Source organism: Streptomyces sp. AC555_RSS877, from assembly GCF_019049245.1.
Lineage (GTDB): Bacteria > Actinomycetota > Actinomycetes > Streptomycetales > Streptomycetaceae > Streptomyces.
The window spans coordinates 25587-41331 of the sequence record NZ_JAGMUK010000239.1 but is presented as its reverse complement, the minus strand read 5'-3'; the positions used below and the strand labels follow the sequence as shown (position 1 = coordinate 41331).

At 69.5% G+C, this 15745-nt stretch carries 13 protein-coding genes and 5 pseudogenes; 4 read left to right on the top strand and 14 right to left on the bottom strand.

Features of this window, described 5'->3' with window-relative positions:
- Nucleotides 1-103 precede the first annotated feature (103 nt).
- The 5 genes and pseudogenes from KUM49_RS47580 to KUM49_RS47560 form a co-directional block, all read right to left on the bottom strand.
- Nucleotides 104-585: pseudogene (locus KUM49_RS47580) on the bottom strand (VanZ family protein); the annotation flags it as partial.
- Nucleotides 586-682: 97 nt separating this feature from the next.
- On the bottom strand, nt 683-1183 hold the full coding sequence (locus KUM49_RS47575) for a cupin domain-containing protein (protein WP_217243237.1): 501 nt from the start codon (nt 1181-1183) through the stop codon (nt 683-685).
- Between the two features lie 250 nt (nt 1184-1433).
- Nucleotides 1434-2384, bottom strand: coding sequence for an alpha/beta hydrolase (locus tag KUM49_RS47570; RefSeq protein ID WP_217243236.1), 951 nt, complete (start codon nt 2382-2384; stop codon nt 1434-1436).
- Between the two features lie 29 nt (nt 2385-2413).
- Nucleotides 2414-3358 carry an NADP-dependent oxidoreductase gene (locus KUM49_RS47565; RefSeq protein WP_217243235.1) on the bottom strand — a complete coding sequence of 315 codons (945 nt, stop codon included), beginning with the start codon at nt 3356-3358 and terminating at the stop codon, nt 2414-2416.
- Nucleotides 3359-3455: 97 nt separating this feature from the next.
- On the bottom strand, nt 3456-3785 hold the full coding sequence (locus tag KUM49_RS47560; RefSeq protein WP_254402896.1) for an NAD(P)H-dependent oxidoreductase: 330 nt from the start codon (nt 3783-3785) through the stop codon (nt 3456-3458).
- 633 nt (nt 3786-4418) lie between these two features.
- On the opposite strand from KUM49_RS47560, the gene KUM49_RS47550 reads away from it, so the two are divergent.
- Both KUM49_RS47550 and KUM49_RS47545 read left to right on the top strand, forming a co-directional pair.
- The gene (locus KUM49_RS47550) at nt 4419-4922 is read left to right on the top strand and encodes a MarR family winged helix-turn-helix transcriptional regulator (RefSeq protein WP_217243232.1); all 504 of its coding nucleotides are present in this window, start codon (nt 4419-4421) and stop codon (nt 4920-4922) included.
- Nucleotides 4923-5172: 250 nt separating this feature from the next.
- On the top strand, nt 5173-7230 hold the full coding sequence (locus KUM49_RS47545) for an ATP-binding protein (RefSeq protein WP_217243231.1): 2058 nt from the start codon (nt 5173-5175) through the stop codon (nt 7228-7230).
- Between the two features lie 396 nt (nt 7231-7626).
- On the opposite strand, the gene KUM49_RS51020 is transcribed toward KUM49_RS47545, so the two are convergent.
- Both KUM49_RS51020 and KUM49_RS49680 read right to left on the bottom strand, forming a co-directional pair.
- Nucleotides 7627-8052, bottom strand: a complete 426-nt coding sequence (locus tag KUM49_RS51020; protein WP_374200287.1) for a hypothetical protein — start codon at nt 8050-8052, stop codon at nt 7627-7629.
- A pseudogene (locus tag KUM49_RS49680) lies at nt 8028-8219 on the bottom strand (nucleotide sugar dehydrogenase); the annotation flags it as partial. The gene KUM49_RS51020 and the pseudogene KUM49_RS49680, both read right to left, overlap by 25 nt.
- A gap of 23 nt (nt 8220-8242) precedes the next feature.
- Here KUM49_RS49680 and KUM49_RS47535 point away from each other — a divergent pair.
- A pseudogene (locus KUM49_RS47535) lies at nt 8243-8830 on the top strand (LysR substrate-binding domain-containing protein); the annotation flags it as partial.
- A gap of 131 nt (nt 8831-8961) precedes the next feature.
- On the opposite strand, the gene KUM49_RS47530 reads toward KUM49_RS47535, so the two are convergent.
- The 3 genes and pseudogenes from KUM49_RS47530 to KUM49_RS47520 all read right to left on the bottom strand — a co-directional run bounded on the left by KUM49_RS47530 (nt 8962) and on the right by KUM49_RS47520 (nt 11118).
- Nucleotides 8962-9267, bottom strand: a complete 306-nt coding sequence (locus tag KUM49_RS47530) for a DUF4158 domain-containing protein (protein WP_308407046.1) — start codon at nt 9265-9267, stop codon at nt 8962-8964.
- Between the two features lie 688 nt (nt 9268-9955).
- Nucleotides 9956-10209: pseudogene (locus tag KUM49_RS47525) on the bottom strand (decarboxylase); the annotation flags it as partial.
- Between the two features lie 72 nt (nt 10210-10281).
- Nucleotides 10282-11118, bottom strand: a complete 837-nt coding sequence (locus KUM49_RS47520; RefSeq protein ID WP_217243228.1) for an SDR family oxidoreductase — start codon at nt 11116-11118, stop codon at nt 10282-10284.
- Between the two features lie 75 nt (nt 11119-11193).
- On the opposite strand from KUM49_RS47520, the pseudogene KUM49_RS49675 reads away from it, so the two are divergent.
- A pseudogene (locus tag KUM49_RS49675) lies at nt 11194-11271 on the top strand (hypothetical protein); the annotation flags it as partial.
- 133 nt (nt 11272-11404) lie between these two features.
- Here KUM49_RS49675 and KUM49_RS47510 read toward each other — a convergent pair.
- The 4 genes from KUM49_RS47510 to KUM49_RS47495 form a co-directional block, all read right to left on the bottom strand.
- Nucleotides 11405-12859, bottom strand: coding sequence for a DUF6351 family protein (locus tag KUM49_RS47510; protein ID WP_217243227.1), 1455 nt, complete (start codon nt 12857-12859; stop codon nt 11405-11407).
- A 103-nt stretch (nt 12860-12962) separates the two neighbouring features.
- Nucleotides 12963-13289 carry a DUF4387 domain-containing protein gene (locus KUM49_RS47505; protein ID WP_217243226.1) on the bottom strand — a complete coding sequence of 109 codons (327 nt, stop codon included), beginning with the start codon at nt 13287-13289 and terminating at the stop codon, nt 12963-12965.
- Nucleotides 13282-14667, bottom strand: coding sequence for an acyclic terpene utilization AtuA family protein (locus KUM49_RS47500; protein WP_217243225.1), 1386 nt, complete (start codon nt 14665-14667; stop codon nt 13282-13284). The genes KUM49_RS47505 and KUM49_RS47500 overlap by 8 nt, the downstream gene beginning before the upstream one ends.
- Before the next feature lie 42 nt (nt 14668-14709).
- Entirely contained in the window at nt 14710-15696 is a 987-nt protein-coding gene (locus tag KUM49_RS47495; protein ID WP_217243224.1) for a phosphoglycerate dehydrogenase, read from the bottom strand.
- Nucleotides 15697-15745: the final 49 nt, after the last annotated feature.

Sequence of the window (15745 nt, the reverse complement as noted above, 5' to 3'; positions counted from 1 at the left end):
GTATTCGCTGGCTTCTGTAGCTGGCCTGGAGGCGAGGTGGCCGGCATCGGCGCAGGTAGCAAGTCGGCTTTTCTCTAGGGGGTTTTGGGACCGAGGATTGGGCCTATGCCGGATCCGTGGAAGTCACCGGGCGTTTGGTGAAGCGGTGCCACCAGTGGCGGCGTCGGGGATGCACTGCGCGGCCGAGCCGGAGGCCGATCAGCAGGTAGTCGATGAGGGCACCCGTGGTGTTGAGCAGAACGTCATCGATGTCGAAGCGCGCCCGGTGATGAGGGCGCCTTGGACGAGTTCGACGAGGATCATCACGAGAGCGGTGGCTGCCGCTACGCGGAGCAGTCCTCGTGTTCGGGGCACGAGTACGGGCAGCAGTACGCCGAAGGGTATCCCCATCACGATATTGCCGCCGAACTGCTTGACCGTGTCACCGGACGTGGGCTGCGCGAGGTAGGCACGGATGGAGTCACCGGGGCGCAGGTTGCTGTGTGTCAGGGGCACGGATGCTGCTGATGGTTCGAGGATCAGGCGGGCCAGCACTACCGCGAATGCCACCGTTCCCGCGAAGGCCAGCATCATGGCCAGTATCCGGCCGAGCGCAGACAGGTCCGAACAATCTGGCCCTGACTGTCCAGCTCAGCGGGAACTTCACCCTGTCGACCGGTACCGGGCTTGCCGGCCTTGCGAGTCACAGGAACTCGCTCCGATAGGTTGAGGCCAACTCGGCCGCGCGGCGGCGGCGCTCCGCGAGCTCGCCCTGCGACAGCTGTGGCGGCGGCGCGTCCTTGCCCGCGACGACATCGCCGATGCGCGTGAAGTACTCGTCCTGGCCGGCCGGGGTGCACATGCACAGCATGCGGGCCGGCGCACCCGAGGCGTTGCGGAAGTTGTGCGGGGCGTTGGCCGGGATGTTCACTGTGGACCCGGCCCGCACCGTGTGCTTCTCGCCGCGGAAGGTGAACTCGATCTCGCCCTCGAGGACCGTGAACATCTCCTCGAAGTCGTGCCGGTGCGGCGGCGGACCACCGCCGTCGGGCACGCGCATGTCGATCAGGCAGTACCGGCCGTCGGTCTGCTCGCCGGTGACCAACATGGCGTACGTGTTGCCCACCAAAGAGATGTACGTCGTACCGGGATCGTCGGGGTCCGCCACGGTCAGCGAACGGGACAGGTCGTCATCAGGAATCATCGAAATCGTCTCCTTCAAAGGTCAGTCAGGTGAGGATCAAGTGCCGGGCAGCTGGCATGCAGCCCGGCAGTCTCCCGGCCATCGATGCGCACGCTGCCCGAAGTGGTCCGGCCCGGCGGCGCGGTGCTTCAGTGTGTTCTTGCCGGTGTCCGAGGGGCCCCATCGCGGCGGGCAACGGGGCGAGGGCCCGCCTGTGTGGCGGGGTTGCATACCCCTCCTGCGGTACGGAGTGAGCGCGTTCGGTGCCGGCTCAGATCGACTTGAGGACGCGGATGCGGTCGGCGATGGCGCGGCGGGCGACGTCGGAGGTGAAGGCGATGGAGTCGAACTCGTGCGGGGCGCCGGGGTGCAGGTGGAATTCGACCGGCACGCCGGCGCGGCTGAGCTTGGTGGCGTAAGCGGTGTCTTCGTCGCGGAAGACGTCGAGCTGGCCGACCTCGATGTAGGCCGGCGGCAGGCCGGTCGCGTCCTCGAGCCGGGCCGGGGCCGCCGTGGCCGGGACGTCGGGCCCGCCGGCGGCCTCGCCGAGCAGGGCCGGCCAGGCGGTGAGGCTGTCGTCGTAGGACCACAGCACGTAGGGCGCGATGTGGGGGTCGGGGGTGGTGGTGCGGTCGTCGAGCATCGGCATGATGAGGATCTGGCGGGCGATCTTCGGGCCGCCGCGCTCGCGGGCGAGGATCGTCAGTCCTGCGGCCATGCCGCCTCCCGCGCTGTCACCCATCACACCGATCCGGTCGGGGTCGATGCCGAGTTCGGCGGCGTGTGCGTGCAGCCAGCGCAGTGCGGTGTAGGCGTCCTCGAGCGGGGTCGGGAAGGGGTGCTCGGGGGCGCGGCGGTACTGGACTGACAGCATCGGCACGCCGCTGGCGGAGACGTAGCGGGAGACCGGGCCGTCGAACAGGTCGATGTGGCCGAAGATGTATCCGCCGCCGTGGAAGAACAGCACGGCCGGGCCCGGCACCGCGCCGTCCTTGGTGTACCAGCGCATGGTGATCCGCGCGCCGTCGCCTGCAGTCGTGTGGTGCTCGCTGGTCTGCGCGTCGGCTGGGATCGGCTGGGCCGTTCCCGCGGCGCCGATGATCGGCTCCCACATGGCGCGCCGCGCCGCGATGTCCCCCACTACCGGTGGTGTGGCGTCCGCCATCGCGCCGGCCATCGGGGCCAGCGCCTCGGCGATTTCGGGATCCAGACTGAGTGCCATGGCCTTTTCCTTTCGGTGGAGGATCGGCGTCAGGCGACGGGCGGGACGACGATGACCTTGCCGTGCACGGTGCCTTCGGCGGCCCGGGCGTGGAGCGCCGGCAGGTCGGCCAGCGGCAGCCGCTCGGCGACGTCGACGCGCAGCTCGCCACGGTCGGTCGACACCACGAGTTGGGCCAGCTGGTCGGCGTCGCTGCGGACGAACAGGTCGATGCCCCGCACGTCGCGCTCCTCGTCGCTGGGGGCGGGCATCCATACCGTGGTGTTCACGACGACCCCGCCGGCACGGACCAGCGTGACGAGCGCGGCCAGTTCGTCCGGGGCGACCGGTGCGAGGTTGAGTGCGACGTCGACCGGTTCGGTCACCGCGGCGGTCACGCTGGTGGTGGTGTGGTCGATGACTTCGTCGGCGCCGGCCGATGTGACCGCCGCGCTGCTGCGCGGACTGGCTGTGGCGATGACGTGGGCGCCTGCCGTCTTGGCCAGTTGTACGGCGTAGCCGCCGACCGCTCCACCGGCTCCGTTGATCAGCACGCGTTGCCCGGCAGTGAGCTTGGCGTGGTCGAACAGCGCCTGGTACGCGGTCAGGCCCACCAGCGGGAGTGCGGCGGCGTCGGCCAGGGGGATGTTCTTGGGGGCCGGGGTCAGGACGTCGGCTGGCGCGAGAACGTACTGCGCGGCGGCTCCGGTGCCGTCCATCGGCAGGAAGCCGACGACGTCGTCGCCAACGGCGAGGCTGTCGACGCCCGCGCCGACAGCGTCGATGGTGCCGGCGACGTCGATGCCGGGAGTGTGCGGCAGCACCACCGGTATGGGGCCTTGCATGAAACCGCCGCGGATGTTGCCGTCGACGGAGTTGAACGACGTCGCGGCGACGCGGATGCGGACCTGCCCGGCCCCGGGGACGGGCTGCTCCACGTCCTCGTAGCGCAGGACACTGGGGTCGCCGTACTCGTGGAAACGCACTGCCTTCATGGGGGTTCTCACCTTCACTGCGATTGGAGTTGCTTCGAATTCGAAGCAACTATTGATGACGGTACATCTGCTTCGAATTCGAAGCAAGTGGTGTCGGTCACTGCCGGCGGGAGCGCATCGCCGTGGCGAGCTCGACGGCGGCTCGGTCGATGCAGGCGCGCAGCCGCCCCGCGTCGCTGCCAACCGTGGTCTGCCAGTCGGCGGGGCCCGCGACGACGACCGTGGGCACGGGTTCGGCATGCACGCTGGTCAGGCGCCTGCGCATCACCTGCGCGATGTCAGGTGGCTGCCGGTCGGAACTGCTGTTAAGCGCCAGCAGCACCGGCATGCCAGAGAGGACTTTGTCCCCGAGGACGGCGAAGAACGAGTCGAACACCTCGCTCGGAGATGCGGCGAGCACCGGGGTCGCCACCACCAGCCAGCCCATCGGCCGCCACGACCGCCGCGATCGCCTCCCGCAGGTCGAGACTGACGCGGCCCTGGGCGGAGTACTGGGCGAGATCGGCCACCAGCCGGTGCAGCTCCACCACCTCCACCTCGGCGCGCGCGCCCCCGGCCGCCAGCGACCGGCACACCGCCTCCGCAACCCAGTCCGCGAGCAGGCGAGTCGAGCGCCCGTAACCGACGCCGGCGCACAGGACTGCCAGGGACACCGGGCTCCACGCGGCGGTGCTCATCCCGGCGTCGTGTTCATGGCTTCTGCGCTGCGGCCGGGCTGTCGTGCCGTCACCGGGGAGGGCCGAGGACGACGTTGCGCGAGGCAGGGGATGTTCATGGCCGGTCCTCGGGATACGTGGGCGGCGGCGCCGTCCTTCTGCTCGTAACCCTGTGCCGCGGCACTGTCCGAACTCCATGTTCCGCGGTGCTCAGTCGGGCCCAACACTGCCCACACGGTGTGCTCACGAGGTCACTACTTAGGGCCGGGCGACCCTCGCGCCCGTCCGATCCACCTGCCCGGGGTGACACCGGAACTCACGGAGGAGTTCAGTTCCAGCTCCGCCTGGGATGGCTGGACGACGCCACGCCACACGCTTCGAATTCGAAGCAGTAGACTTCGGTCATGCCTGATTCAACGCCGTCGCTCGACCCCGTACAGCTCGGCGCCTACTTCGACCTCATCGAGGTGACCAGCCTGCTCCGGCACGCGGTCGAGCAGCAGCTGCGCGAGGCCGGCGATCTCAGCTATGTGCAGTTCCAGCTGCTGGCCCGCCTCGGGGACTCTCCGACGGGCAGTCACCGCATGACCGACCTGGCCGACGGCGTCGTCTACAGCCGCAGCGGCCTGACCTACCAGGTGGATCTGCTCCAGAAGGAGGGCCTGGTCGTCCGCGCTCCCTCGCCGGACGACGAACGAAGCATCACCGTCACCCTCACCGACGCCGGGCGTGAGCTGCTTGCGAAGGTGCTGCCGGGCCACATCGAGGTGGTCAGCGGCCTGCTGTTCGAGCCGCTTTCGCGCGACGACGTCGAAGCTCTCGCCGGCCTGCTGGCGCCGGTGCGCGACCACATGCGCTCGATGCCGTCCCGCTCGGCCGCGCCTCGCCGCCGCAAAGGCGGAGCATAAGGACTCGACCCAGGCCACGCAGAAGGGGCAACGACACGTCCCGCTCGACGCCGGGCCCAGGGGAATTGACGAGCGCGCCGAGGACAGGGACTGAGGCGCAACACCCGGACGACACCGAGTCGATGCTGCACACATCCGAGTAGCGCCTCCTGTCCCGGGATGCTGCCCCGCGCTCTGTACCACTCACGTAGAAAGCGCTTCATCACACCGATCTTCGACGGCAAAATGGGCCTGACGAAAGGAGCTTGTATTGGGAGCGGCGGGACTGGCGGACCGACTGGCCGCGGCACGAGCCGGAGCGCTGGTGGGCAGGGAGCCGGAGCGGGCGGTGCTCGACCTGATGCTGTCGGGCGCGGCGCACGCTCCGCTCGTCGCCTACCTGCACGGCCCCGGCGGCATCGGCAAGTCCTCGCTCGTGCGCTACGCCGCCCGGCAGGCGGAACTCGCCGGCCGCCGCGTGGTGCATGTGGACGCCCGGTTCCTCGACGCCGACCCGCGCAGGATGGAGGAGGCCGCCGCCCCGGCGTGCGCCGAACCAGGCGCGGTGCTGCTCATCGACACCTTCGAACACTGCCAGCCACTCGAGACGTGGCTGCGCGAGACCTTCCTGCTGCGGCTCGCCGACCAGGCGATCGTGGTGGTGGCCGGCAGGACCGCCCCCGACGCCGAATGGTCGCTGGACCCCGGGTGGGCGCAACTGTTCACCGCACTGCCCGTACGGCCGCTCGATCCCGCCGAGTCCGACGCCCTGCTCGCCGCCCGGGGGGTCCCCGCCGAGCAGCGCGGCGCCTTCGTCGCCTTCGCGGGAGGCAGCCCGCTCGCCCTCTCACTGGCCGCCTCCGTGCCCCCGGCCGCACCCGGCGCGCCGTGGTACCCCACCGGCGACACACTGACGACCCTGGTCGAGAGGCTGGTCGGCGACCTGCCCAGCGCCCTCCATCGACGCGCCCTCGAAGTCGTCGCACAGACCTATGTCACCCGCGAGCCCCTGCTGCGCGCGGTACTGGGTGACGAGGACACCAATACGGTGTTCCCCTGGCTGCGCCAGCTGCCCTACATCGAGGTCACACCGGAAGGGCTGCACCCGCACGACGCGGTGCGGGCGACCCTCGAGGCCGACCTGCGCTGGCGGGACCCCGAGCGCTACGACGACATCCGCGCCCGCATCTCCCTCGCCGGCCTGGAAGCCGTACGCTCCGCCACCGCCGACGACGCGCTCTTACGAGTCGCGGAATGGATGTTCCTCTTCCGCGACCAGGGCGGCCCGGACAACCTGTACAACTACCGGACGCACCCTCACATCGAGGACACTCCGCTCCGGCCCGACGACGTACCCGCCGTGCTGCGCATGGCCGAGGAGGCCGAGGGCCCGGCATCGGCAGCCGCGGTCGCGCACTGGCTGCGCCGCCAGCCGGACGCCTTCCGCGTCCACCGCTACACCGGCTCCACCACACCTGTTTCGTTCATGGCCATCCTGCGGCTGCACGCACCGCTGCCCGATGACCGCGCCGAGGACCCGGTCATCGCAGCGGTCTGGAACCTCGTGGAGACGGCCACACCCCTCGGACCGGGCGAGCACCTGGGCATCCGCCGCTTCGCGGTGCAGCCCGGCGGGGGCCAGCGGCCCTCGCCCCTGATGGAACTCATCAGCCGGCGCACCCTCGCCGAGGAGATGAGGATCCACGGACGCGCGGTCACCTTCACCGTCTTCGAAGACGCCGACCTGTGGGGGCGCTACCTCGCCGAGGCCGGGATGCCGGAGGTCACGGCCGTGGACGTCGGCGGCCTGCGACAGCATGTCTTCGGCCGGGACTGGCGACGGCAAGCAGTGGAACAGTGGGTGCAAAACCGGGCGCGCACCGCGGTCACGCCCCTGGCGACATGGCCCGCAACCGCCTCCGCGAGCGGCCCGGGCGACCAGCTGCCGCGCGCCGCGTTCGAGGAAGGCGTACTCGATGCGCTGCGCACCTGGCACACCCCGCGCGAATTCGCGACCAGCGTCCTGCTGCACTCCCATCTCGTGGCGCCGGGCTCATCCGACCCGGCCGCGGACCTGCGCGGCGCCATCACCACCGCACTCGACGCGATACAGATCGACCCGGCGGGCGTCAAAGCCCACGAGGCCCTCACCGCCGCCTACATCTCGGCCTCCCGCACCCACAAGGCCGCCGCCCGACGACTCGGGGTGCCCTACGGCACCTACCGGCGCCACCTCGCCCTGGCCAAGGAACGCCTCGTCGAACAACTGCTGCGCCAACCGGCCACGAGATCCACACCGACCGCGCCGCACTCGATACCGGAGGAGTGAGGCCAGCGCGGTACCGCAGGGCAACGTCCTCCGCGAGAAGCGCGTACTGCCACTCGTTGAGCCGAGTGCCGCGGTCGTGGACTCACAGTCGGTGAAGGCGGACGCCGCCGTCACGCACGCCTCGCGGGAGTTCGACGCCGGGAAGAGACAAATGGACACAAGCGGCACCCGCTCAATGACACCCTCGGGCTCCTTCAGGCCGTGCTGGTCACGCCGGCGTCCACGACCGACAGGGACGCCGTCCACATCCTGCTGCCCGTGGCGAAAAAGGTCGCTTCCGGCGGCTGGCGCGCATCGGGCCGACGGCGGTCCCACCGGCCACCTCACCGACTGGACCGTCCAGCACCTCGGCCTCGTTGTCGACATCATCGGCCGCAGCGACGACGTCCAAGGCTTTCAGCTGCACCCGCACGACGCGGTGCGGTCTTGTTGTTGCTGTTCACCCCGGGATTCGGGCTCGATGCGCCGGACACGGCGAGTGATCGCTTGGGGATCGTGGCGGCCGAGGGCAACTACCAGAGCCAGCGGTCGAGGAACTCGGCCCAGATGAACCCGTTGTAGCCGTCGAAGGCAGGTGGATCGATCTTCTTGAGTTCGCCAGCGAGCATGCTGAAGCTCGGCCAGGGCTTCGTCCTCGCGGTCATCCGGGTCGCTGAGGATCTCGGACTCGCTGACGTGCAGGCCGTAATGGTGCAGGGTCTGCAGCCACAGGTCGATGGAGGAGTTGGCGAACCATGCCTCGCCTTGCGGAAGGACGTAGTGGACCGTGCCTGTCCCGGGTTCGACGCCGAACGACCGTACACCGGGTCGATCGGCAGGCAGTGACCGCCGATGCCGGGGCCGGGGTCGAAGCGCATGAAGCCGAACGGTTTCGTCGCGGCGCCCTGAAGCGCCGCGCGCAGGTCCAGGCCGATGTCGCGGGCCATCTCGTCCAGCTCGTTGACCAGGGCAATGTTCACGGCCCTGAACGTGTTCTCCAACACCTTCGCGCGTTAGCCTCAGCACCGGGGCCGAGACGGCACCGGCCCTGGTGGACAGGCTGATTCGCGGCAACAGCGGACTCGAGGTCGGCGCGGTCCCGATGGCGACACCGGAGATCTCCCCCGCGGTCGCCGACGGCCGCATCGATGCCGGGATCACCCGCGGTGAACAGCCGGGCCGTGGCGTGCGCCGGTTCCTGCTGCGGCGTGCGCGCATCGGGGTCCAGCTGGCGCAGCACCATCCGCTGGCCGAACACCCGGAGATCGAGATCGCCGACGCGGCCGCGTATCCGCTGCGACTCCCGGACCGTGCGGCCAACCCCGTGATCCACGATCAGCCGTCCGCACTGTTCCGAGACACCCGACCACACCCCCGATTCCACACGCCCGCAGTCTCTTTCGACATGTCTCAGCGCGACCTGCGCGACGGCGTCACCCTCGCCCCGGCCGGAGAAGCCGCGGCCACGGTACAACCGGCCGGTCTCACCTGGCGACCACTGCGAGGCGCGCCCAGGCTGACGATCCACCTGGTCCTGCCACGCGAGCAGTCACCACTACACCGCCGCATCCGTGCCGTCGCCAAAACCCTGGCGCACGAGCTGCACTGGCTGCCGGACTGACGCGCAAGCGGTCAAGCGAGACGGGCGCCTGCGGTCACGAGGCCGAAGACCCTGCGCCCGGCGGACTTCGCGGTGATGGCGACGACGGCGGTCTTGCTGAATGTCCGACACGAACTCGCTACGCCGGCGGATCAGCATCCGATGATGGCCCCGGTCCGGTCCGAGTCGTACACCGCGGCGACGTCCTCGCCCAGCCCGAGATCTCGGCGGATGTGGGCCACTGCATCCGGGACGTCATCCAGCCGGGGGAAATAGCCCATCCGGTTGAAGTACTTCAGCTGCACCATCAGTGCCAGCAGGTGGTTGTCCGACCGCACCTGCCCACTCGCCCACGCGATCTCCTCCGTCTGCGGCGTGTAGAACACGTGCAACTCCCCAGGCCGACAGGAACCGCTTGAACCGCGGATACGCGGTCCGCTCGATCGACGTCTCGCCACAACCCCAGACCCGTAAATATCAACCCATACGGATCGAGGAACGTACCAAAAGATCAACTACGAAGGCTGAGATCCGCTTCCTATGACCGTCCTCACGCCTCACGCACACACAGGTGACTGCTGGTTGGGCGTGGCGTCGTCCTGGTCGGCGACGGAGACCAGGGCCACGATCCGCTCGGTGCTCCCTACTGTCAGCCGCGAGAAGATCCTCGCGTTAAGTCAGAGAAGTGACCAGCCCGAAGCTGATGGCGCCCGACCAGATGCTCCGGGCATGAGAGACCTCCGACGACGGCCCCGAGCAGCACCAGACTACGCACGCCCCAGGCGCCGCGCACACCTGCGACCGGCGCCCCCGCGCACCTACGGATCGCGGCAAGCTCGTCAGGACGGCGCCCGTCTCCTCGTCGGCGAGCGTGACCCGGGCGCCGTCGAGCAGGCGGTGCGCCTCGAACCACGCGGCGGCCTTGGCGTCGGCGATCGCCCGCTCCTCCCACCAGCCCTGCATCACCGGCAGACCGCCGGCCCACAGCGTCACCCGGTAGCGGCCCTGCGGCGGCCGGCCTGCGCTCCAGTCGAGCAGTGCGCCGGCGAGCATGCAGTCCCGGCACTGATCGAGCCAGCGCGGCCCCAGACCCGGCACGCACACGACGCGCGTCGCGACGGCCAGGGCCCGGCACGGGCGGCCGCAAGCGGCGGCGATGCCCGCCTTCTTCACCGCGGCGTCGTCGAGGTCGAAGGCGGTCAGACCGTCGACCGTAGTCAGCTCGCAGCAGGCGATGACTGCCGTGTCGAAGCGCAGGGTCGCCAGGAAGGCGAGGGTGAGGGGCCGGTGAGGGCTCGTTCGGCGGCGCGGCTCTGTCCGCCGGGCACGACCAGGGTGGCGGGTCCGGGTGTCTCGGCGAGCAGTTTGATGGCCTGCAGGGACAGGGGCGCACTGACCACGCCCCAGATGATGTTCGCCGAGAACACCTGCGAGCAACGCCCAGCGTCGCGCTGGAACGATGTGAAGCGAGGTCACCCAGAATCCCCGTTCACCACCGCGAGAGCGGTGCCGCGATGTGCGTCGTGCTCGGCGAGTCGGGCGACGAGTGATGCCCGTATGTCGTCGTAGGTGTCGGACCCGAGAGGGAGTCGCAGCGGCGTGGCTGCGGAGTCGACGAGCTCGATCATCGCCTGTGTGATCTTGTGCGGGTCGTTCGGCAAGGGAAAGGCGCCCGATGCGATGGCTCGCCGCACCTCGCCTGCCGGGGTGTTCTCGTACTCCGGCATCACTGGCGCGGTGTCGAGGGCACTGGCGAATCCGGTCGATGTCGCACCGGGTTCGACGATGGTCAAGCTGATGCCGAACGGGGCGATCTCGCGAGCCACCGTCTCGCAGAAGCCCTCGATTCCCCATTTCGAAGCGTGGTAGTAGCTGAAGTTCGGGTATGTCGTCTGGCCGCCTGCCGTGGACACCTGCATAATGCGTCCTTGCCCCTGGGCGCGCAGATGCGGCAGGGCCGCACGGATGACATGGATCGATCCCAGGAGGTTGGTGTCGATCACGCGTTTGATCTGTGCGTCAGTAGCTTCTTCCACCGAGGCGAAGACGCCGTAGCCGGCGTTGTTGACGACCACGTCGATCGTGCCGAGCGCCGCGAAAGCGTCGGTCACAACCCGGCGGACCTGCTCGGAATCGGTGACGTCGAGCCGGGCAGACCAGAGGCGCTCACCGTACCGAGCGCGCAGATCGTCCAGCGTCTCGGGCCTGCGCACGGTCGCGGCGACCCGGTCACCACGGGCCAGCAGGTCCTCGGTGAGCAGGCGCCCGAAACCCGAAGAAGTGCCGGTGATGAACCATGTGGATGACATGGCGCTCCTTTCGCCGATCGTGTTAGGAGTTCAAGTTGACTTCAGGGCAAGCTCGTTAGGCAGTGAACGCGACGAATGCCGAGAATTCCGTCCTGCCTATTCGGCGAGGTCAGCGCTCTGACCGGCCTGGCCGCACACACCTTGCGCTTCTATGAGCAGGAGGGACTGCTCACCGCCGTACGGCGCAACGCTGCGGGCAGCGGGTCTTCAGAGAGAAAGACGCGCGTGGCGCGGGGTGTGCAGGCCCCGCCACGGGAGAGGGGACTCGGGACCGCGGAGGGCGGTTTCATGGTGCGATGCCCACGCCTTCGATACGGCTCCACACCTGTTCCTGCGCGGCGGACATTGCGGGCCAGTGGAGGCCGCCGGGCCGGGGGCGGACCTGGGCGGCGAACGGGGCTGGGCGGAACGCCGGATCATAGAAGCAGCCACCACCGTAGAGGTAGTCGAACGCGCCGCACGCACGCGCGATCGAGCCGGGGGTGGGCTTCCGGCCGGTGCGCGCCCATGTGTCCAAAGTCGCAAGAGAGTTGGCGTACTCGGCGTTGCTGAGCCCGCTGTGATCGCTCTCCCTCGTGAAGGTCTGGACGAGGTTCTCACTTCTGCCGGTGGCCCGGACCGTGGCGCGATAGGCCGCCTCGTGCTCGACGAAGACCTGTGGGTCGTCGATGGCGTGCAACGTGAGGACCGGGAGCGCGATCCGTCTGGTGAGGTCGCTGTCGTAGGAGAGGTCGCGGCGCGCGGTGGGGTCGGCCGAGAAGCGCGCCACGTCGGCGTTGAGCGCCTTGTCGTCGTGCGAACCGTCGTAGCGGACCCCTCGGTTGCTGAACGGGTTACGGCCGTCGAGCCGATTGGACACGATGTCCCGGACGAGGAAGATCGCGTACTGCATGTTCGTGGCCAGGGACCGCTCCGGGATGCGGGTGACGGCCAGGATGTCGTCGAGGTTGCGTTGCTGCTCGGCGGTCCGGTCGGCCGGGGCGGAGTCGATGCCGGTGCACTCCTGGAGGCGGCTGTGGATCTCGTCGGGTGTCATCGGGGAGTTCGCGGGCAGCCCTTGCCACAACGGGTACTGCGGCTCGCTGGGACGGGGCAGGTTGCGGCAGTAGTACTGGTAGACCGTCCGCAGGTCCACGCGCGTGTCGTAGCCACGCGAGCCGCCGGCCAGGAAGCCGTTGGTCAGCAGGACTCCGTCGTAGGCGCCACGCTCGCGGCCGTAGGTCTCGGCGACCTTGGCGGCGACATTGCCGCCCCAGGACTGGCCGTGCAGGTAGGTGCGGTCGGGGCGGCCGAAGTGGCTGACGAACAGGCGGCGTACGTTCTCCGTGTCGGCGGCGGCCATCCTGACCCCGTAGCCGCCGCGCCGGTACGAGGAGCCCACCCAGGCATAGCCCTCGTCGACCATCACCGCCCAGCGTTTCAGGTCCTCGGTGCTGGTGGACTCGTCGTAGGAGAAGTCGGGACCGCCGTGGGAGTGGACGACGAGGGAGCCGTTCCAGTGTTCAGGGAGGGCCATCGTGTAGTACGCGCCGTTGGCGTCCCGGCCGGTGTAGCAGTTGGCCTTGTCCTCCAGGTGGCCCGGGCAGGCGGCGGGAGTGGGGCGCGTGGTGTCGGCCAGGGAGGCGGGTGCGATGCCGAGCGTGCCCACCATCGCGGCCGCGACCAGTGCCGTCAGCATCACCGAACGGCGTCCGCGAACCCGAGGACGGGTACCGGGCCCGGGCACGGCAGGTGTGTTCAAGGAACTGCTCCTTCGGGTGCTTGTGGGGCGGATTGGTGAAGGACCGCGTCTGGCAGTCGCGTTCGGGGCTACCGCCGGGGCCGCCCCTTCTTCCGGGCGGCGGTCAGACTGGCACAGGCAGAACCGCCAGCGGCACATGGTGCTGACCTGAGTGGACGTCACGGTCACGCAGTGACGCCTGGCTTACGGGACGCGGGAAAGAGATCTTGACGACGTTCAGCGACGGGATGCGGAACATCCGCACGTCGGCCTCGTCGAGTCCGTAGAGCCGGGCGATCGTGCCCTCGTTGAGGAACCTCTCGTCGGCCGCGATGCGATAGCCGTCCGCGTCACGCATGAACAGCTCCATGGTGACCCAGAACGGCCCGGCGTTCTTGGAGCGGACTTCATACGCCAGGTCGCCCAGGGTGGTGGGGACGGTCTCAGCCATGGTGGGAGGCCTCCTCGAACTCGGTGCGGAACATGTCGGTGGGAGTGACGGTGTCGACGACGTGGTTGAGCACGAACTCGTACGCCGGGCCGCGCTCCACCTCGGCCGGCGAGGTGGCGAACGCCAGGCTCGGCAGATAGTCCATGTCGGCCGTCGGCAGGTGGAGCATCAAGGGGTTGGCGATCTTCGCGACGGCGGTGGCGGTGCTCTGGTCCGGGGCATTGACGAGGAGCATGACTCCCACCTCGCGAGGCGGACCCACTACCGGATCGAGATCCCCCAGGATGGCGTTGTGCCCGTACAGGCGCAGGTCGAAGGCGTACTTCTCCTCGCTGAGGCCGATCGTCTGCTCCACCCGCTGCCTGATCATCGTCCGCATGAGATCGGCCCAGTCGTCAATGTTGGCAAGAATGTGCGGGTCCCGGACTGCGCTGAACGACATCGTCTCGTAGCCGGTGATTCGGGCGCCTTCGAGTTTGATGGTGTGCTGGTCGGCGACATGGAACTGCGAACCCTCGACCCGCACCGTGCGGTCGTCCAGGGCGGTGTAGACGGCTTCACGGACGTCCAGGGTGCCGTCCGGCTCGCGCATCTGGAACGGGTCCACCGTCTCGTAGAGCATGTGAGCGGCGACCAGGATCGGTGTACAGGCGGCCGTCGGATCGAGCGGCTCGATGGTGAAGCCGTCTGCGTCGATGGTGGCCAGAACCCCACCCGTGCGCGGATTGCTGGTGCACTGTCCGCCGCACTCGATGATCTTGGCGGCGTGCCATGCCGGGCCGGCCGGCATCCCCTTCATCAGCGGATAGGCGGCGGCGATGGCGGTGTCGGTCGCGCGGCCGGCGAGCACGACCTGTGCACCTGCCTCCAACGCCGCGACGATCGGCTCGTGTCCCATCGCACCCACGATGTGCGTGCAGCTCTGCAGTGTCTTCGGCTCCAGTTCGCCCAGCGGAGGCAGGGCATGAATGCGGCCCTCGTCCAGGCGCTTGAGGAGCGTGCCGGTCGACTGCTCGCTGTAGATACGCGCCACCCGCAGCCGGAGTCCCTCGGTCGCCAGGATGTCGGCGACGATGTCGGCGACCCAGTCGACACCGGAGTCGGTTCCGCTGGTGCCGCACGAGCCCACGATCAGTGGGATGCCGGCCTCCGCCGCCGCCCTGAGAAGGACGCGCAGGTCACGGGCGACCGCCGCGCGGCTGGTCTTGGGCTGCGACGCGCCGAGATAGTAGGGACCGGAGTCGGTGCTGCCCGCGTCGACGGAGATGACATCGGCGCCGAGCGCCAGGCCCCGCTCGATCGTGGCCTCGGGAAAGCCGGCTCCGAGCATGCCGGTCGGTGCCAGGACCTTGACCTGGTCAACCCGTTCGTTTTCCATGTTCCTCTTTCTTTTCGGTACCGGGCACGGGGCGGGCGGATGTCACCCGTCGACCCGGACTGTGGGGGCTTGGGGCAGCAGGTGGGCGTTCACCGCGAACCGGGGGCGGCCCGCGAGGGCGGCCACCACCTCGGCCGCGCCCTCGAGGCCGGCGGCTGCACGGGCTTCGGCGGTCTGGCCCGCGAGGTGCGAGAAGACGACGATCCCCTCGACGTCCCGCAGCGGGCTGTCGGCCGGGAGCGGCTCCTCACTCACCACGTCGAGCGCCGCCCCGGCGATCTCGCCGGTCCGCACGGCGTCGACGAGGGCATGCTCGTCGACGACGGCCCCCCGCGCGGTGTTGACCAGCACCGCCGTCGGCTTCATCCGCCGGAAGGCGGAGACGTCCAGGAGACCGCGTGTGCGGTCCGTCAGCGCGGTGTGCACCGATACGTAGTCGCAGGCCTCGAGCAACTCGGGGAGCGCGACGAACCGCACCGACGGGTCCGATCGCTCGTCCTCCGGCACACCGGTCGTGCACAGCACCTCCATGCCGAAGGCTCGCGCCAGCGGCACCACGGCGCGCGCTGCCGCCCCGTATCCGATCAGGCCGAGCGCCGACCCGCGCAACTCGTGACCGTCCTCCCTCGGCCAGCCGCCGGCAGCGACGCCCGCCGCGCTGTGCACCAGTCGCCGGGCGGCCGCCAGCAGCAGACCGAGGGTGTACTCGGCCACGGCGTTGGCGTTGATTCCCGGCAGATTGCTCACCGTGATGCCGAGCCTGCCCGCGGCGACGACGTCGATCGAGTCGTAGCCGACGCCGGTGCGCACGAGGGCGCGCAGCCGGGGAGCTTCGGAGAGGACCTGGGCGGTCAGGGGCTCATGGGCGACGAGCGCCGCGTCGATCCCGTCGAGCGCGGCGACGAGTTGCTCCCGACCGTGTCGGCCGACGAGCGGGGCGTGTACCGTCGTGTGGCCGTGCGCCCGAAGATAGTGATCGACCTCGTCGCCGGGCCGTAGGTAGTCTGTGGTGATCAGAATGCGGGACACGGTTCCTCGTCTCTGGCTGCGTCCCGCGCTGGGCCCGCGCCGCGTTGCG